This window comes from Leisingera sp. (assembly GCF_982940295.1).
Genome location: NZ_CEYXRG010000015.1, coordinates 96531 through 122140 on the forward strand (window position 1 = coordinate 96531; position 25610 = coordinate 122140).

Annotated in this window: 28 protein-coding genes; 10 read left to right on the forward strand and 18 right to left on the reverse strand. The window is 61.1% G+C overall.

Going from position 1 to position 25610, the window contains the following annotated elements:
* Position 1: 1 nt before the first annotated feature.
* The 8 genes from flgH to AC4HIX_RS14495 are packed head-to-tail and all read right to left on the reverse strand — an operon-like array spanning position 2 to position 4066.
* Complete coding sequence (gene flgH / locus AC4HIX_RS14460) at positions 2–742, reverse strand: flagellar basal body L-ring protein FlgH (RefSeq protein WP_475048764.1); 741 nt, start codon at positions 740–742, stop codon at positions 2–4.
* Entirely contained in the window at positions 742–1164 is a 423-nt protein-coding gene (gene flgA, locus AC4HIX_RS14465; RefSeq protein ID WP_490399465.1) for a flagellar basal body P-ring formation chaperone FlgA, read from the reverse strand. The genes flgH and flgA overlap by 1 nt, the downstream gene beginning before the upstream one ends.
* Positions 1164–1949 carry a flagellar basal-body rod protein FlgG gene (gene flgG, locus AC4HIX_RS14470; RefSeq protein ID WP_475048769.1) on the reverse strand — a complete coding sequence of 262 codons (786 nt, stop codon included), beginning with the start codon at positions 1947–1949 and terminating at the stop codon, positions 1164–1166. Before flgG ends, flgA begins: the two co-directional genes overlap by 1 nt.
* 10 nt (positions 1950–1959) lie before the next feature.
* Positions 1960–2676 carry a flagellar hook-basal body complex protein gene (locus tag AC4HIX_RS14475; protein ID WP_475048772.1) on the reverse strand — a complete coding sequence of 239 codons (717 nt, stop codon included), beginning with the start codon at positions 2674–2676 and terminating at the stop codon, positions 1960–1962.
* Entirely contained in the window at positions 2676–2948 is a 273-nt protein-coding gene (locus AC4HIX_RS14480; protein ID WP_475048774.1) for a flagellar biosynthetic protein FliQ, read from the reverse strand. Before AC4HIX_RS14480 ends, AC4HIX_RS14475 begins: the two co-directional genes overlap by 1 nt.
* Positions 2949–2951: 3 nt before the next feature.
* Positions 2952–3248, reverse strand: a complete 297-nt coding sequence (fliE, locus tag AC4HIX_RS14485; protein ID WP_475048777.1) for a flagellar hook-basal body complex protein FliE — start codon at positions 3246–3248, stop codon at positions 2952–2954.
* 22 nt (positions 3249–3270) lie between these two features.
* On the reverse strand, positions 3271–3663 hold the full coding sequence (flgC, locus tag AC4HIX_RS14490; RefSeq protein ID WP_475048779.1) for a flagellar basal body rod protein FlgC: 393 nt from the start codon (positions 3661–3663) through the stop codon (positions 3271–3273).
* Positions 3664–3676: 13 nt separating this feature from the next.
* Entirely contained in the window at positions 3677–4066 is a 390-nt protein-coding gene (locus AC4HIX_RS14495) for a FlgB family protein (protein ID WP_475053061.1), read from the reverse strand.
* Positions 4067–4153: 87 nt separating this feature from the next.
* On the opposite strand from AC4HIX_RS14495, the gene AC4HIX_RS14500 reads away from it, so the two are divergent.
* On the forward strand, positions 4154–5482 hold the full coding sequence (locus tag AC4HIX_RS14500) for a FliI/YscN family ATPase (RefSeq protein WP_490399466.1): 1329 nt from the start codon (positions 4154–4156) through the stop codon (positions 5480–5482).
* A gap of 869 nt (positions 5483–6351) precedes the next feature.
* Here AC4HIX_RS14500 and flbT read toward each other — a convergent pair.
* The 5 genes from flbT to AC4HIX_RS14525 form a co-directional block, all read right to left on the reverse strand.
* A complete protein-coding gene (flbT, locus tag AC4HIX_RS14505; RefSeq protein WP_027235787.1) occupies positions 6352–6756 on the reverse strand; it encodes a flagellar biosynthesis repressor FlbT in 405 nt (134 codons plus the stop codon).
* 2 nt (positions 6757–6758) lie between these two features.
* The gene (gene flaF, locus AC4HIX_RS14510) at positions 6759–7130 is read right to left on the reverse strand and encodes a flagellar biosynthesis regulator FlaF (protein WP_475048783.1); all 372 of its coding nucleotides are present in this window, start codon (positions 7128–7130) and stop codon (positions 6759–6761) included.
* 78 nt (positions 7131–7208) lie between these two features.
* The gene (locus tag AC4HIX_RS14515) at positions 7209–8018 is read right to left on the reverse strand and encodes a flagellin (protein WP_490399467.1); all 810 of its coding nucleotides are present in this window, start codon (positions 8016–8018) and stop codon (positions 7209–7211) included.
* A gap of 202 nt (positions 8019–8220) precedes the next feature.
* Positions 8221–8580 carry a flagellar biosynthesis protein FlgN gene (locus AC4HIX_RS14520; protein ID WP_475048789.1) on the reverse strand — a complete coding sequence of 120 codons (360 nt, stop codon included), beginning with the start codon at positions 8578–8580 and terminating at the stop codon, positions 8221–8223.
* Positions 8573–8866 (reverse strand): rod-binding protein, encoded by a 294-nt coding sequence (locus AC4HIX_RS14525; protein ID WP_490399468.1) that lies wholly within the window; start codon positions 8864–8866, stop codon positions 8573–8575. Before AC4HIX_RS14525 ends, AC4HIX_RS14520 begins: the two co-directional genes overlap by 8 nt.
* Positions 8867–8993: 127 nt before the next feature.
* On the opposite strand from AC4HIX_RS14525, the gene fliK reads away from it, so the two are divergent.
* The 3 genes from fliK (at position 8994) to AC4HIX_RS14540 (ending at position 12358) form a co-directional block, all read left to right on the forward strand.
* Positions 8994–10751 (forward strand): flagellar hook-length control protein FliK, encoded by a 1758-nt coding sequence (fliK, locus tag AC4HIX_RS14530; protein WP_490399469.1) that lies wholly within the window; start codon positions 8994–8996, stop codon positions 10749–10751.
* A gap of 4 nt (positions 10752–10755) precedes the next feature.
* The gene (locus tag AC4HIX_RS14535; protein WP_490399470.1) at positions 10756–11433 is read left to right on the forward strand and encodes a flagellar hook capping FlgD N-terminal domain-containing protein; all 678 of its coding nucleotides are present in this window, start codon (positions 10756–10758) and stop codon (positions 11431–11433) included.
* Positions 11434–11581: 148 nt separating this feature from the next.
* The gene (locus tag AC4HIX_RS14540) at positions 11582–12358 is read left to right on the forward strand and encodes a phosphotransferase (RefSeq protein ID WP_490399479.1); all 777 of its coding nucleotides are present in this window, start codon (positions 11582–11584) and stop codon (positions 12356–12358) included.
* Here the strand turns inward: AC4HIX_RS14540 and AC4HIX_RS14545 are convergent.
* The 5 genes from AC4HIX_RS14545 to AC4HIX_RS14565 form a co-directional block, all read right to left on the reverse strand.
* The gene (locus AC4HIX_RS14545) at positions 12331–13650 is read right to left on the reverse strand and encodes an NAD(P)/FAD-dependent oxidoreductase (protein ID WP_490399471.1); all 1320 of its coding nucleotides are present in this window, start codon (positions 13648–13650) and stop codon (positions 12331–12333) included. The genes AC4HIX_RS14540 and AC4HIX_RS14545 overlap by 28 nt on opposite strands.
* Positions 13650–14465 (reverse strand): ABC transporter permease, encoded by an 816-nt coding sequence (locus tag AC4HIX_RS14550; RefSeq protein ID WP_475048801.1) that lies wholly within the window; start codon positions 14463–14465, stop codon positions 13650–13652. Before AC4HIX_RS14550 ends, AC4HIX_RS14545 begins: the two co-directional genes overlap by 1 nt.
* Complete coding sequence (locus AC4HIX_RS14555; protein WP_490399480.1) at positions 14462–15343, reverse strand: ABC transporter permease subunit; 882 nt, start codon at positions 15341–15343, stop codon at positions 14462–14464. The genes AC4HIX_RS14550 and AC4HIX_RS14555 overlap by 4 nt, the downstream gene beginning before the upstream one ends.
* Positions 15343–16470, reverse strand: coding sequence for an ABC transporter ATP-binding protein (locus AC4HIX_RS14560; RefSeq protein WP_490399472.1), 1128 nt, complete (start codon positions 16468–16470; stop codon positions 15343–15345). The genes AC4HIX_RS14555 and AC4HIX_RS14560 overlap by 1 nt, the downstream gene beginning before the upstream one ends.
* Positions 16471–16587: 117 nt before the next feature.
* The gene (locus AC4HIX_RS14565; protein WP_490399473.1) at positions 16588–17676 is read right to left on the reverse strand and encodes a polyamine ABC transporter substrate-binding protein; all 1089 of its coding nucleotides are present in this window, start codon (positions 17674–17676) and stop codon (positions 16588–16590) included.
* Between the two features lie 141 nt (positions 17677–17817).
* On the opposite strand from AC4HIX_RS14565, the gene AC4HIX_RS14570 reads away from it, so the two are divergent.
* The 6 genes from AC4HIX_RS14570 (at position 17818) to AC4HIX_RS14595 (ending at position 25505) form a co-directional block, all read left to right on the forward strand.
* On the forward strand, positions 17818–18504 hold the full coding sequence (locus AC4HIX_RS14570; protein ID WP_475048809.1) for a GntR family transcriptional regulator: 687 nt from the start codon (positions 17818–17820) through the stop codon (positions 18502–18504).
* Positions 18505–18570: 66 nt separating this feature from the next.
* Positions 18571–19965 carry an aspartate aminotransferase family protein gene (locus tag AC4HIX_RS14575; RefSeq protein WP_475048812.1) on the forward strand — a complete coding sequence of 465 codons (1395 nt, stop codon included), beginning with the start codon at positions 18571–18573 and terminating at the stop codon, positions 19963–19965.
* Positions 19966–20332: 367 nt separating this feature from the next.
* Positions 20333–21433 carry an ABC transporter ATP-binding protein gene (locus AC4HIX_RS14580; RefSeq protein WP_475048814.1) on the forward strand — a complete coding sequence of 367 codons (1101 nt, stop codon included), beginning with the start codon at positions 20333–20335 and terminating at the stop codon, positions 21431–21433.
* A gap of 77 nt (positions 21434–21510) precedes the next feature.
* On the forward strand, positions 21511–22611 hold the full coding sequence (locus tag AC4HIX_RS14585; protein WP_475048817.1) for an extracellular solute-binding protein: 1101 nt from the start codon (positions 21511–21513) through the stop codon (positions 22609–22611).
* 84 nt (positions 22612–22695) lie between these two features.
* Positions 22696–24324 carry an ABC transporter permease gene (locus tag AC4HIX_RS14590; protein WP_490399474.1) on the forward strand — a complete coding sequence of 543 codons (1629 nt, stop codon included), beginning with the start codon at positions 22696–22698 and terminating at the stop codon, positions 24322–24324.
* Positions 24325–24329: 5 nt separating this feature from the next.
* Positions 24330–25505 (forward strand): ABC transporter permease, encoded by a 1176-nt coding sequence (locus AC4HIX_RS14595; RefSeq protein ID WP_490399475.1) that lies wholly within the window; start codon positions 24330–24332, stop codon positions 25503–25505.
* Positions 25506–25610 lie beyond the last annotated feature (105 nt).

Below are 25610 nucleotides of genomic sequence, written 5' to 3' on the forward strand. Positions count from 1 at the left end.
CTCAGAATGGCAGGACAGCGTCAAGCAGCTGCTGGCCGTAGCGTGGCTGCTGAACATCGGTGATCTGGCCGCGGCCGCCATAAGAGACTCGTGCCGAAGCGATCTTGTCATAAGTGATTTCATTCTGACGGCTGATGTCCTGGGGCCGGACATAACCGGTCACCAGCAGTTCGCGCAGTTCGAAGTTCACCCGCAGCTCCTGGGTGCCGCTGATCGCCAGAACCCCGTTGGGCAGAACATCGACGACGGTTGCCGCCACCCGCAGCTCCAGTTTTTCGCTGCGTTTAACGGATCCCTTGCCTCCGGCCGCACTTGAGCTGCCCAGCTCCACCGCGTCTGCCGAGGTTGCGCCTTCCGGGAGTTTCCGGTCCAGCCGCTGCGGCAGGCCCAGCAATTGCGGCATGTTCAAGCTTTCGGACCCCGACCGCGACCGCTGGGTGTCGTTGGAGATCTCCGCTTCTTCGTCGATTTCGATCACAACCGTCAGGATGTCGCCCCGCTTGATGGCGCGGCGGTCGCCCAGCAGCGATTGCTGCGAACCGCTCCACAGGGATGAACCGTCGACGGTGCGCCGGTTCTGGGTTTGTGCGGGCAATCCTTGGTAGAGCATCGCCACATGTTCCGGCGTTTCATTGGCGGGAGTGAAGCTGGGCGGCTTGCCCAAGTGGTCCATCCGGCCGCAGGCGCCCAAGAGAGCCAGCCCGAAGAGCAGTGGTTTGACGGGGGAAAGTTTCATAGTCATCAGTTTACCTCGACGGAGCCGTCTTGCTTGATCCGGCCGGTGACGGTGGTGCGGGAAGAGAGATTCATGACCCGGACGGCTTCGCCAGCGGCGCCGCGCCCCAAGGCACGCCCCTCCGCGGCAATAGTCAGCACGCCCTGACGGAAAATCAGGGTGACCAGGTCGTTACGTTCAATGATGGCCGGCGGGCCGATATCGCCGGGCCGCAAGGGCCGTCCGGCATAAAGCGCGACGCGTGCTTCCATGCCTGCGACCTCTGCGGGGTCCGACAGTGCGCCCAGGATCTCGCCCTTCTTGAGTGCCAGATCTTCGGTGTTCACGATCTCCTTGGCGCGGATTGTGCGCAGCGGGATCAGGTAGTCCGCCCAAGCGGGCGGCGCGCACAGCGCGGCAGCAGTGAGGCAGGCAAGAGCGAGTTTCATCAGCGCACCTGTGTGGTTGCACCCATCATCTGGTCGACAGCCGAGATGACCTTGGCGTTCATTTCATAACCGCGCTGGGCTTCGATAAGCTCCGTCACCTCGCGCACTGCATCCACCGAGCTGCCCTCAAGATACCCTTGGCGCAGGGTGCCAAGCCCGTCTTCACCAGCGGTGGAGACAGTGGCGGCGCCTGAGGCTTCGGTTTCGGTGAACAGGTTGCCGCCGATCGCCTCGAGCCCTTTGGGGTTGGTGAACCCGGCCAGCGTGAACTGACCCAGAAGCTGGCCTTCGGGAGAATCCGAGAAGTACCCGTAGACTTCGCCCTCGGCGTTAATCGAAATGCTGGTGGCGTCGTCTGGAATCGTGACTTCCGGCGACACGGCGAAACCGTCGGAGGTTACGATCAGCCCCTCGGCCGAGCGTTTCAGCGCGCCGTCGCGGGTATAGGCGGATTGACCGGAGGGCAGGGTCACCTCCAGGTAGCCTTTGCCATCGATGGCAATATCCAGGTCGTTGTTGGTCTGCTGCAGCGCGCCCTGCGCCAGGTGCACCGAAACAGCTGCGGGGCGTACACCGAGGCCAACCTGCACGCCGGTTGGCAGCACGGTTCCGTCCGACGCGTTCACGGTTCCGGCGCGGGAGATCTGCTGGTAGTGCAGATCGGCGAACTCTGCGCGGCGGGCGTTGTAGGCAGTGGTGTTCATGTTTGCGAGGTTGTTGGAGATGGTCTCCACCCGCAGTTGCTGGGCGCTCATGCCGGTCGCGGCGATCTTCAAGGCACGCATCTGGATTCTCCTAGGACTTGATCAGGTTTTTGATGGCGTTGCGGATGCGTTCGTCCTCCGCTTGCAGAAAGCTCTGGCCCATCTCATAGGCGCGCTGCACTTCGATCATCCGGCTGACTTCGGAAATCGCGTTGACGTTGGATCCTTCCAGAAAGCCCTGCAGAACTTTCGAGTCGAAGTTCTCCTCAATGTCGCCCTCAACACGGAACATCACGCCGTCCTCGCGCACCAGCGTGTGCTTCTCAACCGGTTGGAACAATCCTAACTGTCCCAGCAGGCGTCCGTTTGCGCTCAGCGATCCATCTGCACCCACTTCGATCTTGCCGGCATCCGGCGGCACGAAGACCGGCGCACGGCCAGCATCCAGAACCCGGTAGCCGTCCATTGTCACCAGATCGCCGGCGGCGTTGGAGGAAAAGGCGCCGGAGCGGGTCAGCCGTTCCCCTTGCGGGGTCTCGACCATGAAAAAGCCGTCTCCTTCTATGGCAAAATCGAAGGTCCCGCCCGTCTGGGTCAGCTGGCCCTGCTGCATCGAGGTGTTGAAGATGTTGGCGCGCGACATCGACAACGATGGTTCGCCGGGTGAGGTTTGCACGAATTCTGAAAAGATCAGCCCTTCCTGGCGGTAGCCGGTCGTGGCGGAGTTGGCGATGTTGTTGGCAATGACGCGCATTTCCCGCATCAGGCCCGACTGGCGTGAAATGGTGGTGTAGCCTGTGGTTCCCATTACGAGCCTCCGGCAATCATCGGAACAACGTGGCCGTCGAAGAAGGCCACAAGTGTTTGGGTCATGAAGCCCATAGTCATCCAGAACACGACCAGGATCGCTGTCAGCTTAGGCACAAAGGTCAGCGTCATTTCCTGCACTGACGTAAGGGCCTGGAACAGACCGATGGCCAGACCGACCACCAGCGCGACGACCAGGATTGGCGTCGACATGGTGACAGCGGCCCACAGCGCTTGGCGCAGCGTGTCATAGAAGAGGCTTTCGCTCATCATGGCTTAGACCGGCATCCTCAGGATTTCCTGATAGGCCTCAACGACCTTGTTGCGCACGGTGACCGCGGTTTCGACTGCCAGTTCAGTCTGTGCCAGTGCCTGCACCAATGCATGCGGGTCTGCCTGCGAGGTCATTGCCTGCACCGAGACCTGTTCACTGTTCTGCAAGGTTGCTGCGAAGTTCTCGAAACTCTGCTTCAAATGGGCGCCGGCGCCACTGCCTTCGTGCGTGGGATCGGCTTTGGTGGCCGGGCGGGCTGCGGCATAGCCGCTAGCGGCGGAAAGGCTGCGAATATCCATTCTGGATCTCCAAAAATTTCAGTTAACGTCTCAAAAGTTCCATGAGCGAGGCCGACATCGAGCGGGTCTGCTCGAACATCTTGAGGTTCGCCTCATAGCTGCGCTGGGCTTCGCGGGCGTCTGCAACTTCGATCATCAGATCGACGTTTGAGCCTTCGAAATGCCCGCTCTCGTCGGCCAGCGGATGCGAAGGATCGTAGACCTTCTCCAACTCGCTGCGGTCCAGGGTGACCCGTCCGGTGCGTACATGTTCCACCTCCGTCTGCAGCTCGCGCACCGATTCGAACGGCACTGCCTTGCGGCGGTACCCCGGCGTGTCGGCATTAGAGATGTTTTCCGACACATGGCGCAGGCGTGCGGCTTGTGCCTTGAGACCGCTGGCGGTGACGGAAAGGGCTTTGGAAAATTCACTCATCTGTCATGCCTCCTCAGGTTTTGCCCAGGCTGGCGCGCAGGATATTCATGGAGGACTTGTAGATGGCCATGGCACGCTTGTGCTGGCGTTCCGTATCAACGCCCTTCAGCAGCTCGGTCTCCACGGACACCGAATTGCCGTTGGGATCGCTGCCGGTTTCGTCGGCAATAACAGCCCAATCCATCCCGCTGCTGGCGGTGCCGTGCAAATGGCTGCCGCGGGACGCGATCATGCTGTTCGGGCGGGCACCGGCTGCGAATACTTCTTTGAAGGGCTTGATGTCCTTGGCTTGGTAACCGGGCGTATCGGCGTTGGCGATATTCTGGGATACCAATGCCTGGCGCTTGCCGGCATGGGTTGCCATGGAATAGGCAATTTTGAATACGTTCAGTTCTGTGAACACCAGGGCTTCTCCCTTGATCGATTTCAATCAAGGCTTAACCCCGATTCCTTTAGAAATTGTTTTCAGGACACCAATGGAGAGCGCGCAATGAAAGCAGAGCTGCAAGCACTGACCCGTCAAATCGCCAGTAAGCACCTGGCGACGCAGATGGGTCGGGTGACGGGAATCTCGGGCGGGGAGATCGAAGTCAGCGGGCTGGCGTCTGCTGCCAGGATCGGTGACCGGCTGGTGCTGCGCCGTGGCCCAAATGATGAGCTGCACGGCGAAGTTCTCAAGATTAGCGGTAATAATATCAGTATGTTGCCTGACCGGGCTCCCGACGGCGCAGCAATCGGCGATGCGGTTCTGCTGCATCCTTCGCCGGAGTTCGCACCCAGCGATCACTGGATTGGCCGGGTGATTGATCCCTTTGGTGAGCCATTGGACGGCCGCCCGATGCTGCCGGGCTCAGCTCCGAGGAACCTGATGGCGCCGCCGCCCAAGGCCGCCGGACGGCGGGCCATGGGTGAGCGGCTGGCCACTGGCCATGCACTGCTGAACACGATTCTTCCGGTTGTGCGCGGCCAGCGTGTTGGCTTGTTTGCAGGTTCCGGGGTGGGGAAATCCTCTCTCCTGGCCAAGTTGGCGCGGTACATGGAAGCCGATGTTGTGGTGATGGCTCTGATCGGTGAGCGCGGCCGCGAAGTGAATCACTTTGTCGAGGATGTCCTGGGTCCCGAAGGCATGCGCCGGGCCGTGGTGGTGGCCGCAACCTCCGATCAGTCGGCACTGGTCCGGCGCCGCTGTGCCTGGGCTGCCATGACGGTGGCGGAGCACTTCCGCGACCAGGGCAAGAATGTGCTGTTCCTGGCCGACTCTGTGACCCGCTTTGCCGAGGCGCACCGGGAAATCTCCGCCGCTTCGGGAGAGGCGCCTGCATTGCGCGGCTACCCGCCCTCGGTGACTCCGCTGATCACCGGATTGTGCGAACGCGCTGGCCCTGGCGGCGAGGGTCAGGGCGATATCACCGCCGTTTTCAGCGTTCTGGTGGCGGGCTCCGACATGGACGAGCCGATCGCGGATATCCTGCGCGGGGTGCTGGACGGGCATATCGTCCTGAGCCGGGAAATCGCCGAGCGCGGCCGGTTCCCGGCGATCGACGTCTCTCGCTCGGTCTCCCGAAGCCTGCCAGCCGCGGCCACGCCGGATGAAAACGAGGCAATCCAGCAGGTGCGCAAATTCCTGGGTGCCTATGAGCAATCCGAGGTGATGATCCGGGCCGGGCTTTACGCAGAAGGCAACGACGCTGTGCTGGATCAGGCGGTCAAGCTTTGGCCCGAACTGGATGCCTTCTTTGGCCGCGAGGACCCGGAGGGGATCACCAGCAGTTTCAATCGCCTGCTTCTGCTGCTGCGGCGCGCAAAGGCAGGGCGCTGACGGCCAATTCTTGTTTCAAGGAACCTGATGAAAGCGGCGTCTGGCGCCATTGCCGTGGCGTCGCTTTCAGATGGCGGGACAGGCTGACCAGCATGCCAGTAGCGGAGAAGCTGTTTAAGCTGAGGAATTGCTTTCCTCGAAGCCGACGGCTTTTCCCGGATCGAAATGGCTTTGACGAGCTCTTCATACTCTCCGAACCACTACCTTCGGCAGTGTCATCGGTTTCGAGTAGCGCTTGCGGCGTTTCCCCAGAGATGCCCAACCGCCGGCAGGAGCCGGTTTAGCCCGGTCTCGGCGGCGGCCCCGGCACATTTTCGCAATGTCCACGCAAGGCGGGCTGACAGATGAAGTTTCATCTTTTTGCAATTTCTTTGCGTGCTGACTTCCCCTAGGCTGGATAATTCTCGTCTGGCGCACATTGCAGCCTGCTACGGATGATCCCGTTCCTGGCCGCTTGGCAGTGTTGCACCTGGCTAGTGACGACCGGATTGAGCACTGGCTTGGCTTCGTCAATTCTTATCTACAGTACCGAGCCAATTCGAACACCGTTGCGGGATGTCCGGAACGGGCACAGATTATGCACTTTGCCATTGGCTTAGAGGCAGCGTCACTCTCCGGAGAGATTTGATCCTTAAAGCTGCGTAGGAGTTTTCACCTTTCAGGCCAAACCTGCCTTGCACGCAGCAAAAACGCCGGGGACCGCTGATCTGGTCCCCGGCGCTTTGGACATGGCCGATGTTATTCAGAACGCGATCGGACACGCGCGGCAGGTTTGCATCCTGCTTGAACATCGAGAACTGTTTGCCGTACGTGGCCTGGGGTAAGCTTCAGCCCGCATTACCTGTGTCTGGCAGGACGGGCTGCAAGGATCAGGACGGGCGAACCGCGAACAGCCGGTCTTCACGTGCCAGCAACGTGCGCAGCGCCTTCAGGCACCGGTAGTGGTTGTTACCGATGAGGGCGTCAGTTGCCTCTGCCAGAGAGGCGCGGCTGTCGGGGTCAGTGAAGACCTGGCTCAGCTCTTCGATCCGGCGCAGCATTGGCAGACGCTCTTCCTCCGGGTCGGCATCGCCGGACAGGATAAGCTGCGCGGCATAACATACACGGCGCACCGGCGTATTGGCCTCTTCGGGGTGGATGGCATCGCGCAGGCGCAAGATGTTGGCATCCGGGGTTACAATGGACAGGCGGCTGCGGCGGTCGCCGTTCTCAATCACCGCGCCATTTACAAGGACACGCTCCTTGGGGGCGAGTTTCAGGACAAGTCCGCTCATATTCAGGAAGCTCCGCTGCGGAGGCCACGCAGGATGGCCGTATTGATTTCCACCAGGGGCCGCACATTGGCCTTGCGCTGAAGCACTTTGCTGGTGTGTTGTCTCGTGAATTCCGCCAATTCGAAGAGATTCCGCTTGAGATCATCCGGCAAGGGGTTGCTTTTCATTGCGAGATCCGCCGTGAAAATCGACCAAAGCTTGCGGTTGTCGTTCAATGCCTGAGCAAGTTCATTAAACTCATCGCCGCCTTTCTGCGCAGCCGTGATCAACCGGCGGGTAACGCGGGTAACCACTTCGTATTCAAAGTTTTTTGCTGTCCGGGTCGGGGCATTTGCCGCCGAATAGGCACTCTTCGCCTTCAGAAGGGCATTCACGTGTTTTCCTAACGTATTATTCTTCAGATTCTCTGAGAGGGGAAGACCGGGGCGCTATGCGCGCCCCGGTAAGGATTGTTAACGGAACAGCTGCTGCAAGGTGGACGGCGCCTGGTTCGCAATGGTCAGCGACTGCACCGCCAGCTGCTGCTGGGTCTGCAGGGCCTTCAACCGGGCGGACGCCTCTTCCATGTTGGTGTCGCTCATGGTGCTGACGCCGGATTTCAGCGAGTCGTTCAGCTTGGACACAAACGAGCTCTGGTCGGACAGACGGTTGCTATCCGCACCCAGCTGAGCGGCGCTGTCGATCGCAAAGGTCAGCGCAGTCTCGATCTCAGCCATAATGGTAGTGGCGTTGGTCGCGTTGAGGGTGTTACCCATAGCGCCGGAGATGCTGGTGGCAGCGTCAATGTGATTGACCTGAATGATATCGTTGGCCGGATCCAGGCCGCCCAGAACATTCAGCTGCGTTGCACCGGAAGTGTCCAGCAGGTTGGCGCCGTTGAAGGACGCGGACGAGATGATGGAGTCGATCTGTTCGCGCTTCTTCGCCAGGTCGCCTTCGATCTTGCCGTGGTCCACGTTCTCGGAAACGCCGGACACCACCAGCTCACGCATTTCCTTCAGGGTTTCGACGATCTGCTCCATGCCGGAGGAGGCAACAGCCACAGTGGCTTCACCAAAGTCGAGCGCATCACCCACGGCTTCATACGCCTGGATGTCCGATTCCATCGACTTGGAGATCGCCCAAACAGCCGAATTGTCCTTAGCGCTGCCGACTTCTTTACCGGTCGAGATCTGGTTTTGGGTTTCTTCCAGATTGTTGTTCACAGTCTTCAGAGTCTGCAAAGCAACCATTGCGCCGTTGTTGGTCAGAATGCTGGTCATAGCTTTTTCCTTTAGCTGTGGGGCGCTTTAGCCCCGGTATTCTGTGCCCCGGCGGGGCGTTGATTGACGTCTTTCTGACTGTGCGTTCCGCCGTCCGGCTTCCGCGCCACCCCTCATGAGGTGCAAAGCGACTTTGGCGCAGGAGTTGCTAAGGGAGTGCTAATACCGGCATTTGGTTTTTTAGAATTTTCCCAAAATTGCATCAGGCACGTTTTTCCAGCTTTGCTCCGCCGCGCGTGCCATAGCGGTTCCTGCGTCCGGCCTGGTCATAAACGTCCAGACCTTTTCGGATTCGGCGCAGTTCGGCCATGCGGGCGGCAACCGACCGGATACCGTCCATCGCGCTGTCCAAGAGCTGCTGATTGCGGGTTACCTTGGTCTGAACCTGCGCCAGAGACTCGCGTTCCAGTTCTGAAACGGAATTCAGCTTGCCGATCACCTTTTCCTTCTTGGCGAGGAGCTCTTCCAGTTTGGGCAGCTCTCCTGCCATCAATGCGGCGCGTTCGCGGTCGAGGATTTGATCCAGCTCATCAATGAGCTTTTGCGGTTTCGAGTCACTCACCTTGGGTCTCCTTCAATGCGTGATAAAGCGATTCGGCCAGACCGATGCCGCCGGAGCGGGCGATCTGATTGGCTTGTTCGCGGATGAGAAAGCTGGAAAACTGGTCTTCGCCTGCGCCGCCGCCAAACCCTTCGCGGGATTCGCCAAGGCCTGCGGATTTCAGCATTTGCGCAAGAAAGGAGGCTTCCAGCTCGATAGCAGCCTCTCGCAGCGGATCGCTGGCTGCAGGCCGTGCTTTGGAAGCTGCAGATGCAGTCTGCAGCGGGGTGGGCAGTATATCTGGCATGTCCGGTTCTCCGGTTTAACGTCGAATTTCATCGATTTTCTAAAACTGCGCCGGAACCGGTTAAAATTGCCGTAACCGCTTTGGGATAAGTCTGTCCGGGTCGAGATAGAATGTCCGGAAGACAATCATGATGATGAATTCAATCCTTGGCTTTGAAGCCGGTTCTGTTGGCAAGACGCCGGCCGCGACCGGGGAGTCATCCAGAAAATCTACCAATTCCAATAGCTTTGCCGATCATGTTGCGTCCCAGCCAGGGCGTGAAAGCGAGGCTGGTGAAACCGTTCCAGGCAAGGGCGAGCCGGCTGAGACGAGCGCCAAAGCCGAATCAGACACCGCCCGCTCAAAAGGGTCTGAAGCCGAATTGGATGAGGCGGCGGCGGAACTTCCAAAGACCGAAGCCGGGCATTCCGAAACCGGAGCGGAGGAAGATCCGGCGGCGGGTACTGCGGACGTTGATGCTTCAGAAGCCCCGGTTGCGAATGTCGTGGAGCGGCCTGCCATCGGTCCTGATGAGGATGGGCAAGCTCGCCCTGCCTCCGCAGCTGACGCAGAAGGCGGTGAACACCCAGGCAGGGTTGATCTTCCCTCTGGCGCCGGGCGTTTGTCTGGCGGACACAGTGATGAGGCACAGCTTTCCGCATCCGTATCTGCGGGGGCAAAACCGGCAGGCAGTTCCGCACTGGGAGAAAACCAGGCGGCTGAAAACGGTGGCCGGATCGTGACAAACGAAGGATCCGCTCAAGCCCAGGCTTCTGGATCATTTCAGGCGGAAGCTGTCCTTGGCAGCAATGCAGCTGAGCGCAGTATCACCTCTGCGAATCCGCGGGTCGAGGGAGCAACAGAGGCTGCTGGTACCGCCCGCGTTCCCCTGGAAGCGCCGGTCAAAGCAGTTGGTATTGCTCACGCTCAACCCCAAGCTGGGGGGCAGCAATCCAGCGTAGCCCCCGCACAGGGAGGAACAGCCGGAGCGGCGGCTCAGGCACATCCTGTCTTCGCAACTGCGGATATCAAATCTCAAGTCCTGCAGGCAGAAGGCCAGCAAACGTCCGCACGGCCTGACGGATCGGTAAATTCGGGCATGCCAGGTGCGCCAGGCATCATGCAGGCAGCTGCAGCTGGTCAAACTGCGCCAAAGGCGGCCGGGCTGAAAGCTGAAACAGAATCAGCGGTGATTACCAGCGAAGCCCCTTCGGATGCTGAGGCGGCTGAGAGCGGCAGGTTGACTTCCGGCGCGTTCAAGGGCGGAGAAATCCGCTCAGCCCCGGCTATGACAGCGCCGCAGCCGCTCCAGCCGGCCACTGCCATTCTTCAACCGCTGATGGCCGGCGGGCTCGGCACCGCTTCGCTTGGTACGGAACTGCTGTCCGGGTCCGAGGACCTGGCGCCAGGCGCGTTTGGACTGTCCGGTGAGGTTCCGGGGCTGACGCAATTGCTCACGGAGGCCTCCATCGGCACAGGCACGGTTCACCGGCCGGAGACGCCGCGCATGGTAGCGGCGCAGCTGGCTGAGGCTTTTGCGGCCAAAGGCGAGCAGAAAGTTGAAGTTTCGCTGAACCCGCAGGAACTGGGCCACGTGAAAATGCGCGTGGTGGCTAGCGAGACGGGCATCACGATGATCATTCAAACCGAGCGTCCGGAGACCGGCGACCTGATGCGCCGGCATATCCATGAACTGGCGGAGGAATTCCGCCGCATGGGCTATGACGACATCTCCTTTGAATTCAGCGGCGGCCAAACAGGCGGCCAGTCCGCGGATGACGCCGATGGCGGCACCGGTTCAACTGCTGGTGGCGCAGGAACGAACAGCGCCGACGCGTCGGATGGCGCCGCCACTATTACGCAAAACCTCCGGCTGGGTGAAACCGGCGTGGATATGAGGGTCTGATCACATGACAACAGCAGTCACTTCCGCGGGCAGCACCGCAGCACAATCCACCCTTCAGCCGGCGGCTTCCCAGCAGACCTCCGGGCTGACGTCCGATTTTGAAACCTTCGTGAAAATGCTGACGGCACAGGCGACCAATCAGGATCCGCTGGAGCCGCTCGATTCGACCGAATACGCCGCCCAGCTGGCGCAGTTCTCGATGGTCGAACAGCAGACCAAGAGCAACACCTTGCTGGAAGGGCTGCAATCCCAGCTTGGTCTGGCCAACATGGCCGCGCTGTCCGGCTGGGTCGGGATGGAGGCGCGGGGCGTGGCTCCGGGCTATTTCGACGGCAGCAATGAGATCACCATTGCGCCCAATCCGGCTGCTGCCGCTGATTCGGTGACTTTGGTCGTAGAGGACGCCAACGGCACCGAGGTACAGCGTGTCACTCTGCCGGTTTCGGCCGAGCCGTACCAGTGGAAGGGGCTGGATGACGATGGCAACCCGCTGGAGACAGGGGAATACAAGTTCGTCATCGAAAGCAGGAAGGACGACGAACTCATTCTGCAGGAATATGCCGAGATCTATTTCAAGGTGAACGAAACCCGGATGCAGGGCGGCGATGTGGGCCTGATTACCGAAGGCGGTTCTGTGGTCCTGGCGTCTTCGGTCAGCGCTCTTCGCGATCCGCAAGGGTGATCCGGCAGTATCCGCAGGCAATAAAACTGGCTAAGAACAGGGCGGCATAACACCGGAGACCGCCCTGCAACCGCTTCCTGACACGTTCGAAGCCCGCTTCTTTGCGCATTTGTCCGCAACGGGCCTGCATGTTCCCGCCCCCCGGCGTCTGGCCGGGGGGCGTTCGAACCATGTCTGGCGGGCCGGCGGGCTGGTGATCAAGCTTTTCGCGGCGGATGGCAGCAACCCGTTGTTCGCCAATGACCCGGCACGGGAAATCGCGGTGCTGACGGCACTGTCGGGAACCGGGATGGTGCCGCCGCTGGTGCAGTCTGGTGTTTTCGAAGGACGCAGGTGGCTGGGCTATGCCCATGTCAACGGCAGCCCCTGGCAGCAGGATACAGGCCATGTTGCGCAACTGCTGGGGCGTCTGCACGATCTGGCGCCGCCGCCAGGGTTACCGCAGGGCGTGAACGGCAGCGCGGCGCTCGAGATCCAGACCGTTGAGATTCTGAAAAACTGCCGGGACCGGGATCAGCTCGCGGAATTGCGACCTCTGGGGCAGGTTCCGCCGCTGCCGCAGCCGGTGCTGATCCACGGCGACCCGGTGCCTGGCAACCTGCTGGCGCATGACGGCACGCTGACGCTGATCGACTGGCAATGCCCGCAGATCGGTGATCCGGCGGAGGATCTTGCACTGTTCCTGTCACCCGCCATGCAGCTGATGTATCGGGGGGCGCCCTTGTCGAAGGCGGAGGAGGACAGCTTTCTTGAGGCCTACCCGGATCCGCGGATTGCCGGCCGGGTTCTGGCGCTGAAACCCTGGTTCCATTGGCGTATGGCGGCCTACTGCCTGTGGCGGGCCGAACGCGGCGGCGGAAGGGACCGGCAGGCGTATGAGCTGGAGCGCGCGGCGCTTCAGTCCATCAGGCCAAGCAGCGCATAGGCAGGTGGCATCAGGACCCTGCGGGCACGGCCCAAGGGGAAGCGGGCCATTTTCTGCATCACGGGGGAATAGGGCAGGTCCGGCGTCCGTCCTTGCACCAGATCGCTCAGCAACCGCCCGGCATAGCTGCCCATGGCAACACCGTTGCCGTGATAGCAAAGGCCCGCATACATGCCCGGCATTTCTGGAACCGGCCCGACGTAGGGAACCAGATTTCGGGACAGGCAGACCATGCCGGACCAGCAATGGGTGGTTTCCACAGCATGCCACGCCGGGAACATAGCCTCGAAATCCCGCCGCAGATTGCGCCGGATCGCGGCCTCGGCCCGGGGCGAGGCCAGCAGTCCGCCGCGCATTCCGAACAGGAAACGCCGGTCCGGCATCAGCCGGAAATAATGCAGCAGGTTGCGGGTGTCATAGGCCATCTGATGCGAGACCCAGCCCTGCGCCTGCAGCTCGGCCTCCGTCAGCGGACGGGTCACCATGACAGTTGACTGCGCAGGCATGTAACGCCCGGCCAGCCAGCCGGGCAGGTCCTCGGAGGAGTAGCCATTGGTGGCGATAATGACCTTGGCTGCCCGCAAAACGCCTTGGCTAGTCACTATTTGGTATTCGCCGCGGTCCTCCCGAACCGACAGGGCAGCGCTGCGCTGGTAGAGGTGCGTCCCGGCACGTTGCGCGGCCTTTGCCAAGCCGAAAAGGTATTTGCGAGGATTCAGGGCAAAGCCAACCGGCGTTGTCAGCGCGGCATGGAAATTGCCGTTCAGGCCGTTCTCCGCCAGCTGGTCCCGGGCCAGAAAACCAGGCTCATCTCCAGACGCGCGCATGGTTTCGGCCTGTGCCCGCAGGCCGCGTGCGGCCTTTTCGCTGTGCGCCAGCTGGGTTTCCCCGTCCGAATGCGTGTCGGCATCTATGCCATGGGTCTGCAGCAGCTCCCGCACCAGATGCACGGCAGCTTCTTCGCCGGCGTCATAGGTATCTGCAGCCGGTTTTCCAAACAGGCGGCGCATGGCAGAGCCGGAGAGTTTGGACCCGCCAAGACAGCAGAACCCGCCGTTGCGGCCAGAGGCGCCCCAGCCGGGAGTTTCAGCCTCCAGCACCGCGACGGACAAGCCGCTTTCCGCCAGATGCAGGGCCGCTGACACACCGGTAAAGCCGCCGCCGATGATCGCCACATCGGCGGACCCCTCCCCCTGCAGCACCGGCCAGTCTGGTGCTGCGATGGTCTCGTCCCACCAGCAGTTGCTGCGCGGGCCGGGACCATAGGCGTAATCCGAGAAGATCCTGCGCATCAGGCGCGCACCGCGGCCTGTTCCTCCCGTTTCTGACGCGCCACCTGGTGCTTGGTTACCAGCGAGGCAGTGATGACGCCGATAGTGACGATGCTGATCATGATCGTCGACAGCGCGTTGATCTCAGGGCTGACGCCCAGACGCACGGCAGAGAAGATCTTGATCGGCAGGGTGGTCGCCGAGGGGCCGGAGGTGAAGGAGGCAATCACCAGATCATCAAGCGACAGGGTGAAGGCCAAGAGCCAGCCGGAAATCACTGCAGGGGCAATGATCGGCAGGGTCACCAGGCGGAAGGCCTCTGCCGGAGAGCAGCCGAGATCCAGCGCAGCTTCCTCCAGCGAGCGGTCAAAGCTCACCAGGCGGGAGGACACCACCACCGAGACATAGCACATTGAGAATGTGGTATGGGCCAGGACGATGGTGAACACGCCGCGGTCCAGGCCGATGCCGATGAACAAAAGGAGCAGCGACAGGCCGGTGATCACTTCGGGCATCACCAGCGGCGCATAGATCATGCCGGAAAACAGCGTCCGACCCATGAACCGCCCGCCGCGCACCAGGACGTAGGCTGCAATGGTGCCCAGCACGGTTGCCATGGTGGAGGAGAACACGGCCACCTTGATGGTCACCCAAGCCGCATTCAGGAACGCCTCGTTCTGCAGCAGCTCGCCATACCATTTGGTTGAGAATCCGGCCCAGACGGTAACCAGCTTGCTTTCGTTGAAGCTGAAGATGACCAGAATCACCATCGGGATGTAGAGGAAGGCAAACCCTAGAGTCAGCGATACGGCGTTAAACCAGCTCATACGGTTCATTGCTCTGCCTCCTGCTGTTTCTGCTGATTGCGCTGGAACAGCACGATCGGAATGATGAGCAGCAGCAGCAGAACCACTGCCACGGCGGACGCCACCGGCCAGTCTCGGTTGGAGAAGAACTCTTCCCACAGCACTTTGCCGATCATCAGCGTGTCCGAACCGCCCAGAAGCGACGGGATCACGAACTCACCCAGAACCGGGATGAACACCAGGAAACTGCCGGCGATGATGCCGTTTTTCGACAACGGCACCGTCACCAGCCAAAAGGCGGTGAAGCGCGAGCAGCCGAGGTCCTCGGCGGCTTCGATCAGCGAACCGTCCAGCCTTTCAAGCGCCGAATAGACTGGCAGGATCATGAACGGCAGGTAGGTGTAGACGATACCGATATAAACTGCGGAGTTGGTGTTGAGGATCGTCAGCGGCTCAGAAATCACCCCGGTCCACATCAGGAGCTGGTTGAGGAAACCTTCGTTGGACAGAATACCCATCCATGCGTAGACGCGGATCAGGAAGGACGTCCAGAACGGCAGGATCACCAGCATCATCAGCGTTGGCCGCCATTCCTCTGGCGCCCGCGCCATGCCGTACGCAATCGGATACCCCGCCAGCAAGGTGAAGAAGGTAGAAACCGCCGCGATCTTCAGGGAGCTGAGGTACGCCTTCCAGTAGAGGTCATCCTCGGTCAGCCAGACGAAATTCTCGAAATCGAGTTCTGCGAGGAAGGCGGCAATCCCTTCGGCCCAATCGAACTGCGGGAAGTAAGGCGGACGGGCAACCGCCGCGTCCGACAGTGAGATTTTCAGGACGATGGCAAATGGCACCAGGAACAGCGCCAGAAGCCAGACATAGGGGATGGCGATCAGAACAAAACGGCGCATCATTCTGCCAGCAGAACGCCTGCCGTGGCGGTCCAGGACAGCCAGACAGTGTCTTCCCAGGTGAAATCGCGGCGGGCGATGCGGCGGGTGTTGGCAGTCTGCGCCTTGATCACCGCGCCGGTCGGGAGCTCAACGTGATAAGTGGAGATATTGCCAAGATAAGCGATGTCGAGGATGCGGCCCTGCACAGCATTGTCCGCCGCGGCCGGCTTCTCAGCGCTGATCGAGACCTTCTCCGGCCGGATCGCCAGATGGCATTTCTGGCCGTCGGAAAACCCATTGGCTGACTGCACGTTCAGCGGCGGCTGGCCTTCGTGCCAAGACATTGCATAGGTGCCGCCGCCATTGGGCTTGGCGGTGCCTTCGATCAGGTTCACATCGCCAATGAAGTCAGCGACATAGACCGAGTTCGGCGTTTCATAGATCCGGTCCGGCGTGGCCACCTGAACAATCTTGCCGTGATCCATAACCGCCACGCGGGAAGCAACCGTCATCGCCTCTTCCTGGTCGTGGGTCACGATCACAAAGGTGGTACCGGTCTTTTCCTGAATGTCCATCAGTTCAAACTGAGTGTCCTGGCGCAGCTTCTTGTCGAGCGCGCCCAACGGCTCGTCCAGCAGCAGCAGCTTCGGCGCCTTCGCCAGCGACCGCGCCAGCGCCACCCGCTGCCGCTGGCCTCCGGAGATCTGATGCGGTTTGCGGCGGGCGAATTTTTCCAGCCGTGTCAGCCGCAGCATCTCCTCGACCCGGTCGTTGATATCGTGCTTGGGCATCCCCTCGCGCTTCAGACCAAAGGCGATGTTCTCCCAGATCGACAGATGCGGGAACAGCGCATAGGACTGAAACATCATGTTCACGGCGCGCTTGTTGGGGGGCACCGGGGCAATATCCTGACCCGCCAGGAAAATCTTCCCCTCGGTCGGCGTTTCAAAGCCGGCCAGCATCCGCATCAGCGTGGTCTTGCCGCAGCCTGACGGTCCCAGAAGCGCGTAGAACTCCCGCTCGTAGATGTCGATGGTCAGATTGTCGATGGCAGTGAACTCACCAAATCGTTTGGTGACGTTCTGGAAGTGGATCAGGGGCTTAGCCTCAGGATCGTTCCAGGGTTCGAATACGGAAGCAGTCAAGCCGGGCCTCTTCTGCGAAGTGTCGCGCGGATGTATTGGTGGGCCGCGCGAGGGAAACCAGGCGCGTCAGGGTTTGCGGGGCGGTATATGCGCGCCCCGCGGGTCATGTGCGGCAGATCAGGTGCCGGATTTGACCTTGGTCCACATGCGGGTGGCCTTGCGCTGAACCTTCGGCGGGTAGCCTTCCTTGATGTACAGGTTCTTGACGGTTTCTTCATTGGGGTAGATCGCCGGATCGCCGATCACATCCTCTTCCAACAGCTCCTGGGACGCCTTGTTGCCGTTGGCGTAATAGACATAGTTGGACGCCGCCGCCATGTTCTGTGCATCCATGATGAAGTTCAGGAACTTGTGCGCGCCCTCGGGGTTCGGGGCATCGACCGGGATCGCCATTTGGTCGAACCACATCAGCGCGCCTTCTTTGGGGGCGTTGAATTCGATCTCTACACCGTTATCCGCTTCGTCCGCGCGGTCACGCGCCTGCAGGATGTCTCCGGACCAGCCGAAGGCCACGCAAATATCGCCATTGGCCAAGGCGTTGATGTATTCGGAGCTGTGGAACTTGGTGACATAGGGGCGTACGGCCATCAGGACTGGCTCGGCTTTTGCCACAACGTCAGCATCCATGCTGTTGGGGTCTTCGCCAATATACTTCAGGGCTGCCGGGATCATCTCGTCAGGGGCATCCAGGAAATGCACGCCGCAGCTTGCCAGCTTTTCCATGTTTTCCGGGTTGAACACCAGCTCCAGCGAGTCGATGGGGGCGTCCTCGCCCAGCACTTCCTTGACCTTGGCGGTATTCACGCCGATGCCAGTCGTGCCCCACATGTAGTTGATTGAAAACTCGTTGCCGGGATCATAGCGCGCGGTGCGCTCCTCGATCGCGTCCCACATGTTGCCCTTGTTGGTCAGCTTGGACATGTCCAGCTTCTGGAACGCGCCGGCTTGGATCTGGCGTGCGAGGAAAGAGCCCGTCGGCACCACCACGTCATAGCCTGAGCCGCCCGCCAGCATTTTGGTCTCCAGAACCTCGTTGCTGTCAAAGACGTCGTAGATCAGGTCGATGCCGGTTTCGGCTTCGAACTTTTCCAGCAGGCTTTCATCAATGTAATCGGACCAATTGTAGACGCGAACCTCTTCCGCCGCGGCTGCGGCAGCCGAGCCGAGGGCAATGACGGCGGTCATGGTCATCGTTTTCAGTGTCATGAATTTCTCCCTGTGGTGCCGGCTTCAGGGTCCGGCTGTAAATGGATTTGATCAAGTTTTGCCGCGTTCGGCAATACTCTTTATGTTTTCACTTGGCTCAGGATGGTGCAAGCTGGCCAAAATCGAGGAGGAAACCCCCAGGTGACAGAGACGACTTCGCCACCCGCAACGGCGCAGGAAAACCCGGCGAAACTGCCCGCGCATGAGATCGTTTATCAAAAGCTCAGGGCGCAAATTCTGTTCGGCGAACTGGTGCCCGGCCAGGCGGTGACGATCCAAGGCCTGGTGGAGACGCTGGAGGCGGGAATGACCCCGGTGCGCGAGGCGATCCGGCGGCTGATCTCGGACGGGGCGCTGATGTTCCAGGGCAACCGCCGCGTGTCAGTGCCTCTGCTGGGGCCCGAAGATCTGGAAGAGCTTATTTTTGCCAGAAAAACAATAGAATGCGAACTCGCACGCCGTGCCACACAGCAAGTCTGCCCGGCGGATATCGAGGAGTTGGCGGCAATCGACAATGCGCTCGACAAGGCCATCGCAACTGGTGATGTCGCGGGCTATCTTGTGCAAAACTACAGCTTTCACACAGCGCTCTATGCGCATGCCAATGCGCCAATTCTCAGCGACATCGCCGATCGCCTGTGGCTGCGCTTCGGCCCCTCTCTGCGGGTTGTCAGCGGGCGGCTTGGAACTCAGAGCTTTCCGGACCGGCACAAGGACATCCTCGACGCGCTGCGGCGGAAGGACCCGGAAATGGCTGCTCTGGCGATGGAGCGGGATGTCTATGAAGGAATGGAGCATGTGGTTCAGGGGCTGCAGGGCGCTAACTGATTCGATTGACACTTGAGAATTTGATCATATTCTGGGGCCAATCAGTTATTCTCAGGAGCGAGTCTCATGACCGTGATCACCAACCACATGCCGACGGCCGAGCTGCAGGCGCTGGACGCGGCCCATCACATGCACCCGTTCACCGCCAACGGCGAACTGTCGCAGAAGGGCGCCCGCATCATTACCCGTGCAGACGGCGTGCATTTGACCGACAGCGAAGGCCATCAGATCCTCGATGCGATGGCTGGCCTGTGGTGCGTCAACATCGGCTATGGCCGTGAGGAGCTGGCCGAGGTCGCAGCCCGCCAGATGCGCGAGCTGCCCTATTACAACACCTTTTTCCAGACCACACACGTGCCGGCGATTGCCCTGGCGGCGAAAATCGCCGAGCTGGCACCGGGTGATTTGAACAATGTGTTCTTTGCAGGGTCCGGCTCCGAGGCCAACGACACCAACATCCGCATGGTGCGCCATTACTGGGCGCTGAAGGGCAAGCCGTCTAAGTCCGTGATCATCAGCCGCAAGAATGCATACCACGGCTCCTCGGTCGGCAGCGGCTCCCTGGGCGGGATGAGCGGCATGCACGCACAGGGCGGCATGCCGATCCCTGACATCCACCACATCAACCAGCCGAATTGGTGGGCCGAAGGCGGAGACATGCCGCCGGAAGAGTTCGGTCTGCAGCGCGCCCGTGAACTGGAAGAGGCGATTCTGGAGCTGGGTGAAGACCGCGTCGCCGCCTTCATCGCCGAGCCGGTGCAGGGCGCTGGCGGCGTTATCGTACCGCCGGACAGCTACTGGCCGGAAATTCAGCGCATCTGTGACAAGTACGAGATCTTGCTTATCGCGGATGAGGTGATCTGCGGCTTCGGGCGCACCGGCAACTGGTTCGGCAGCGAAACCCTGAACATCCGCCCCGACATCATGACCATCGCCAAGGGCCTCAGCTCCGGCTATGCGCCGATCGGCGGCTCCATCGTCAGCGACGAGATCGCCTCCGTGATCGCGGGTGATGAATTCAATCACGGCTACACCTATTCCGGCCACCCGGTGGCTGCAGCTGTGGCACTGGAAAACCTGCGCATCCTGGAAGAGGAGAACATTCTCGGCCACGTGCGCGATGTGGCGGCACCGTATCTCAAGCAGAAATGGGAAGCACTGACCGATCACCCGCTGGTCGGTGAAGCCAAGATCGTCGGCATGATGGGCTCCATAGCCCTGACGCCGAACAAGGAAGCCCGCGCCGCGTTTGCATCAGAGGCGGGCACTGTCGGCTACATCTGCCGCGAGCGCTGTTTTGCCAACAATCTGGTGATGCGCCACGTGGGCGACCGGATGATCATCTCGCCGCCGCTGGTTATCACGCCGGAGCAGATCGACGTGCTGATCGAGCGTGCCACCAAGTCGCTGGATGAATGCTATGCCGAGCTGAAGGCGCAGGACCTGCTGCACAGCGCCTGATTCTCTTCCCTGGCGCCGTGGCCGCGCCGGTTCAGTCAGCGACTCATCACGGCCCGGCAGCTTGTCTGCCGGGCCGTTTCCTTCGGTGAGGGTCTGAAAAGCGTCGTTTTTGGGCCGGTGAATTGCAGGGTGCGGCGCAAAATATCCGAAGGGTGTCGCAAAAGGTCCGATCCTGTCTTGCGGAACGGGACTAGGGTTCCGTAAGGATATTCTTACCTGCAGCGGGAGGGTGCCGAAGTATGAATTTCGTACCTCCGCCATTGAAAGAATATTTTTTTCATACCTAGCGCTTGATAGCTTTGGTGTGATTAACTTCGAACAAGCGCAGAGAAAATCTGCCGGATGACAAAACTACGGGGAGCCTGCTTTGGCTGATGCGTCAAACGTTGATGCGTTCGTTGAATTCGAACGCGTCCAAAAGAGCTACGATGGCGAAAATCTCGTTGTCAAAGATCTCAACCTCACCATGCCCAAGGGCGAATTTCTGACAATGCTTGGCCCGTCGGGGTCCGGGAAAACCACCTGCCTGATGATGCTGGCCGGGTTTGAGACCGCGACTCATGGCGACATCCGTCTGGACGGGACCTCGATCAACAACATCCCGCCGCACAAACGCGGCATCGGCATGGTGTTCCAGAACTACGCCCTGTTTCCGCATATGACGATTGCGGAAAACCTCTCCTTCCCGCTGGAAGTCCGCAACATGGGCAAGTCCGAGCGCGAGGAGAAGGTGAAGCGGGCACTGGACATGGTGGAGATGGGCGCATTCGGCGGCCGCCGCCCGGCCCAGCTGTCCGGCGGCCAGCAGCAGCGGATTGCCCTAGCCCGCGCACTGGTGTTTGAGCCCGAGCTGGTGCTGATGGACGAACCGCTTGGCGCGCTCGACAAGCAGCTGCGCGAGAAGATGCAGTTTGAAATCACCCACCTGGCGCACCGTCTGGGCATCACCGTGGTCTATGTGACCCACGACCAGACCGAGGCGCTGACGATGTCGGACCGGGTCGCCGTGTTCGATGACGGCCGCATCCAGCAGATCGCGCCGCCGGACCAGCTGTACGAAAGCCCGGAAAACAGCTTCGTTGCCCAGTTCATCGGCGAAAACAACACGCTCGAGGGCACCGTCAAGGAAATCAAAAACGGTATTGCGCTGGTCCAGCTGGACGATGGCGAGCTGATCGACTGCAAGCCGGTCAACGTGTCCCAGCCGGGTGAGCGCACCCGCGTCTCGATCCGCCCGGAACGGGTGGAATACAACAAGGACCGCCTGCAGGCAGGCGTCCACACACTGAAGGCGGAAGTGCTGGAGTTCATTTATATGGGCGACATCTTCCGCACCCGTCTGCGGGTGGCCGGCAATGATGAATTCATCATCAAGACCCGGAACGCCCCGGACCAAATCCGGCTGCAGCCCGGTCAGCAGATCGAAATCGGCTGGCTGCCGGAAGACTGCCGCGCGCTGGACGCCTGATCCGCGCGCGCCGAACCCCCGGCAGAATAACGATCGGGGGCTTCACATCTGTGAATTTCAACAAGGAGAGACTCTCTATGAAACTCAGCAAAATGTCTGCACTGGCGGTGACCACTGCCCTTTGCGCCCCTTCGGCCTTTGCCGAGGAAATGGCCAATGAGCTGACTTTGGTGTCCTGGGGCGGTGCCTACCAGGCCAGCCAGCACAAGGCCTACGTCGAGCCCTACCTGGCACAGAACCCCGACGTGAAAATCATCTGGGATGAAAGCTCGGCCGAGGCCGTGGCCAAAATCCGCGCTATGAACGAAGCCGGCAACGTGACCTGGGATCTGGTGGATGCCGTGGCCTCCGACTCCATGCGCCTGTGCGACGAAGGCCTGGCGGAAGAAATCGACCATGACGAAGTTCTGGCTGCTGCACCCGACGGCACCCCGGCGTCCGAAGATTTCGGCGACCTGATCGTCAGCGATTGCTTCGTGCCGCAGATCGTCTATTCGACCACCTTCGGCTACCGCACCGACCTGATCGACCAGCCGGACTCGGTCTGCGCGATTTTCGACACCGAAAAGTACCCGGGCAAGCGCTCGCTGCAGAAACGTCCGATCGACAACATGGAATGGGCGCTGTACTGCGACGGCGTCGCCAAGGACGAGATCTATGACGTGCTGGGCACCGACGAAGGTGTTGACCAGGCGCTAGCCAAGCTCGACACCATCAAGGACCAGGTGGTCTGGTGGACCGCGGGCGCCGAAACCCCGCAGCTGCTGGCCGATGGCGAAGTGGTGATGGGCTCGACCTTCAACGGCCGCCTGTTCTCGGCAATCGCCGAGCAGAACCAGCCGATCGGCATGCTCTGGGACATGCAGTCCTTTGACCTCGACGGCTGGGTGATCCCGGCAGGCCTGCCCGCAGACCGCAAGGCGCGCGTGATGGACTTCCTGAAGTTCGCCACCGACACCCAGCGTCTGGCTGACCAGGCCGCCTACATCTCCTATGGCCCGGCGCGCGCCTCCTCGGCACCGCTGGTCGGCAAGCACGCCGAACTGGGCATCGACATGGCGCCGCACATGCCGACCGATCCGGCAAACGCGGGCAACGTCCACACCTATGACTACGAATGGTGGGCCGACAACCGCGATGATCTGGACGCCAAGTTCCAGGCTTGGCTGGCCAAGTAATCTGACCTCCTGATGAGAGGCCCGGCGGGGGCCGCCATGCGCTGGCCCCCGCCCCACAAAATAAAAGACCCGACGGGGAACCCCATGAGTGACATCACCCAATCCGGTCCGGTATTGGCCGCCGACGGCACGCCGCTAAAGCGCAGCCTCGCCCGGGCCCTCCGGATGCAGAAGATCCGCGCGCTGCTGCTGATTGCGCCGCTTCTGCTCTTTGTCCTGCTGACCTTTATTCTCCCGATCGCGGATATGCTGTTCCGCTCGGTCGAGAACCGCATCGTGCAGGACACCCTTCCGCAGACCGTGGTGGCGGTGCAGGACTGGGACGCCGACAGCGGCGAAACGCCCCCTGACGCGGTTTATGAGGCACTTGCTTACGACCTGGTCGTGGCCGCCGAGCGCAAACAGCACACCCGCGTCGGCACCCGCCTGAACTATGAAACACCGGGCATCTCCTCGCTGTTCCGCAAGGCGGGCCGCCGCGTCGATGACGTGGGCGAGGGTTACCTGAAGCAATTTGAAACCCTCGATCCCGCCTGGGAAGAGCCGCAGACCTTCGTATCGGTGTTTGCCGACCCGGACTGGCTGGCCAGCCGCGCGGACGGCGAGGCTGAACCGCCCTTCCAGCTGTCGGAAACCGCCCGCGAGGCGCTGCCCAAGGCCAGCGACGCTTATCTGAGGTTTGCGCGCACCATCCAGGAAGAGGATAACGACAGCCCGACCGAGGAAGAGCCCTGGGCACCGGTCTACATGGCCCTGCATTCCGACCTGGCGGCCAACCCGCAGGCGGCGCAGGCTTTCAGCGGCGACGCGCAGCGCCTGCTGCAAGACGCCGCGGCACTGATCGAATCCGGCCAGATGGAAACCGAATCCGCCCGCGACGCCTTTGTCAAAATGGACAAGGACTGGGCCGATCCGGAGGTCTGGCGCACGCTCAAGACTTATGCGGGCAAATACACCAATGGCTACTTCCTGAACGCCGCCGACCTGCAGAAAAGCCCGGACGGCCCGGAATTGCGCCCCGAGGACGAGCGCATTTACGGCACCCTGTTCATGCGCACACTGATCATGTCGCTGGCAATCACCTGCAGCTGCATCGTGCTCGGCTACCCGGTGGCCTGGATCCTCGCCAACCTGCCGTCGCGTACTGCGAACCTCTTGATGATCCTGGTGCTGCTGCCGTTCTGGACTTCGCTTCTGGTGCGGACCTCTGCCTGGAAGGTGATGCTGCAGCAGCAAGGCGTGATCAACGACACGCTGGTCTGGCTGGGTCTGGTCAGTGACAGCGACCGGCTGGTGATGATCAACAACCAGTTCGGCACCATCGTGGCAATGACCCACATCCTGCTGCCGTTCATGATCCTGCCGATGTATTCGGTGATGCAAACCATCAACCCCTCCTACCTGCGGGCGGCGAAATCGCTGGGCGCCACCAACTGGACGGCCTTCTGGCGGGTCTATTTCCCGCAGTCGGTTCCGGGCATTGGCGCGGGCTCGATCCTCGTCTTCATCCTGGCCATCGGCTACTACATCACGCCGGAACTGGTCGGCGGCACCAAGGGTGTCTTCATCTCCAACCGGATCGCCTTCCACATCTCGCAGTCGCTTAACTGGGGTCTCGCGGCCGCGCTTGGCACCATCCTGCTGGTGATCGTCCTGGGGCTATACTGGGCCTATGACAAGATCGTCGGCATCGACAACGTGAAACTGGGATAACCGAAATGGCTTTGACACCTGTTGAAAACCAAACCCCCGGCTTCACTGCAGCCACGGCCGCCGCCGCGGGGGCCTTCTTCGGCCTCTTCGTCGGCACCGCCCAGGGCTCCGGCCTGCTGGGGGTGCTGATCGGCGCGGCACTGCTGGGCGTGATCGGCTTTGTCTTTGCCGGCATGACGGACAAGGAAACCCCGCTGCGCTGGCTGCTCATTGCGGTCTTCGCAGCGGCAGGCTTCGTTCTTGGCGGCCTCGTCGCCGCGGTGATCGGCGCGCTGTTCGGCTGGTTCGCCGGCTGGTTCGTGTTCTGGATCGCCACCTCGCGCTACCGCGCCCACCTGGCGCCGTACCTCACTCCGGGCCAGGTGCTGTGGCACTATACCTTCCGGGTGATCTGCGGGGTGATCTTCGTCTTCCTGATCACGCCGATCCTGGTGGTGATGCCGCTCAGCTTCAACGCACAGGACTTCTTCACCTTCACCCCGGAAATGCTGCGCTTCGACCCTGAAGGCTATTCGCTCAAGCACTACCGTGACTTCTTCACCAATGACGACTGGCAGCAGGCGCTGTGGAACTCGGTGAAGATCGCGCCGATGGCGACGCTGCTGTCGGTGGGTTTCGGTACCCTGGCGGCAATTGGCCTCAGCCAGCCGCATGTGCCGTTCCGCCGCGCAATCATGGCGATCCTGATCTCGCCGATGATCGTTCCGCTGATCATCTCGGCCGCGGGCATGTACTTCTTCTACAGCCGGATCGGCCTGCAGGGCACCTACTTCGGCGTGGTGCTGGCGCATGCGGCACTGGGCATCCCCTTCGTGATCATCACCGTGACCGCGACCCTGGTGGGCTTCGACCGCTCGCTCACCCGCGCGGCCGCCAACATGGGTGCCGGGCCTGTCACCACCTTCTTCCGGGTGCAGATGCCGCTGATCCTGCCGGGCGTGATCTCCGGCGGCTTGTTTGCCTTCATCACCTCCTTCGACGAGGTGGTGGTGGTGCTCTTCGTCGGCTCCGCCGGCCAGAAGACACTGCCGTGGCAGATGTTCATCGGCCTGCGTGAGCAGATCTCGCCCACCATCTTGGCGGTGGCGACGATTCTGGTGGTCATCTCTATCGCGCTTCTGACCACGGTCGAGATGCTGCGCCGCCGCTCCGAGCGCCTGCGCGGAATGTCCCCAACCTGATTGTCAGCCACTGGCGGCTGAACATAAAAGGCCCCGCATTGCGGGGCCTTTCCCTTGTTCATCTGGCTGAAAATATCCCGGGGGTGAATTGGCCGTCAGGCCAAG

Coding starts and splice junctions, on each gene's coding strand:
- flgG (WP_475048769.1), bottom strand. CDS start 1,949: ATGCGTGCCTTGAAGATCGCCGCGACCGGCATGAGCGCCCAGCAACTG.
- fliE (WP_475048777.1), bottom strand. CDS start 3,248: ATGGATATTCGCAGCCTTTCCGCCGCTAGCGGCTATGCCGCAGCCCGC.
- AC4HIX_RS14555 (WP_490399480.1), bottom strand. CDS start 15,343: ATGCGCCGTTTTGTTCTGATCGCCATCCCCTATGTCTGGCTTCTGGCG.
- AC4HIX_RS14550 (WP_475048801.1), bottom strand. CDS start 14,465: ATGAACCGTATGAGCTGGTTTAACGCCGTATCGCTGACTCTAGGGTTT.
- AC4HIX_RS14480 (WP_475048774.1), bottom strand. CDS start 2,948: ATGATGAGCGAAAGCCTCTTCTATGACACGCTGCGCCAAGCGCTGTGG.
- flbT (WP_027235787.1), bottom strand. CDS start 6,756: ATGAGCGGACTTGTCCTGAAACTCGCCCCCAAGGAGCGTGTCCTTGTA.
- AC4HIX_RS14595 (WP_490399475.1), top strand. CDS start 24,330: ATGGCTTTGACACCTGTTGAAAACCAAACCCCCGGCTTCACTGCAGCC.
- flgH (WP_475048764.1), bottom strand. CDS start 742: ATGACTATGAAACTTTCCCCCGTCAAACCACTGCTCTTCGGGCTGGCT.
- AC4HIX_RS14535 (WP_490399470.1), top strand. CDS start 10,756: ATGACAACAGCAGTCACTTCCGCGGGCAGCACCGCAGCACAATCCACC.
- fliK (WP_490399469.1), top strand. CDS start 8,994: ATGATGATGAATTCAATCCTTGGCTTTGAAGCCGGTTCTGTTGGCAAG.
- AC4HIX_RS14525 (WP_490399468.1), bottom strand. CDS start 8,866: ATGCCAGATATACTGCCCACCCCGCTGCAGACTGCATCTGCAGCTTCC.
- AC4HIX_RS14475 (WP_475048772.1), bottom strand. CDS start 2,676: ATGGGAACCACAGGCTACACCACCATTTCACGCCAGTCGGGCCTGATG.
- AC4HIX_RS14515 (WP_490399467.1), bottom strand. CDS start 8,018: ATGACCAGCATTCTGACCAACAACGGCGCAATGGTTGCTTTGCAGACT.
- flgC (WP_475048779.1), bottom strand. CDS start 3,663: ATGAGTGAATTTTCCAAAGCCCTTTCCGTCACCGCCAGCGGTCTCAAG.
- AC4HIX_RS14575 (WP_475048812.1), top strand. CDS start 18,571: ATGACCGTGATCACCAACCACATGCCGACGGCCGAGCTGCAGGCGCTG.
- flgA (WP_490399465.1), bottom strand. CDS start 1,164: ATGAAACTCGCTCTTGCCTGCCTCACTGCTGCCGCGCTGTGCGCGCCG.
- AC4HIX_RS14590 (WP_490399474.1), top strand. CDS start 22,696: ATGAGTGACATCACCCAATCCGGTCCGGTATTGGCCGCCGACGGCACG.
- AC4HIX_RS14585 (WP_475048817.1), top strand. CDS start 21,511: ATGAAACTCAGCAAAATGTCTGCACTGGCGGTGACCACTGCCCTTTGC.
- AC4HIX_RS14565 (WP_490399473.1), bottom strand. CDS start 17,676: ATGACACTGAAAACGATGACCATGACCGCCGTCATTGCCCTCGGCTCG.
- AC4HIX_RS14500 (WP_490399466.1), top strand. CDS start 4,154: ATGAAAGCAGAGCTGCAAGCACTGACCCGTCAAATCGCCAGTAAGCAC.
- AC4HIX_RS14545 (WP_490399471.1), bottom strand. CDS start 13,650: ATGCGCAGGATCTTCTCGGATTACGCCTATGGTCCCGGCCCGCGCAGC.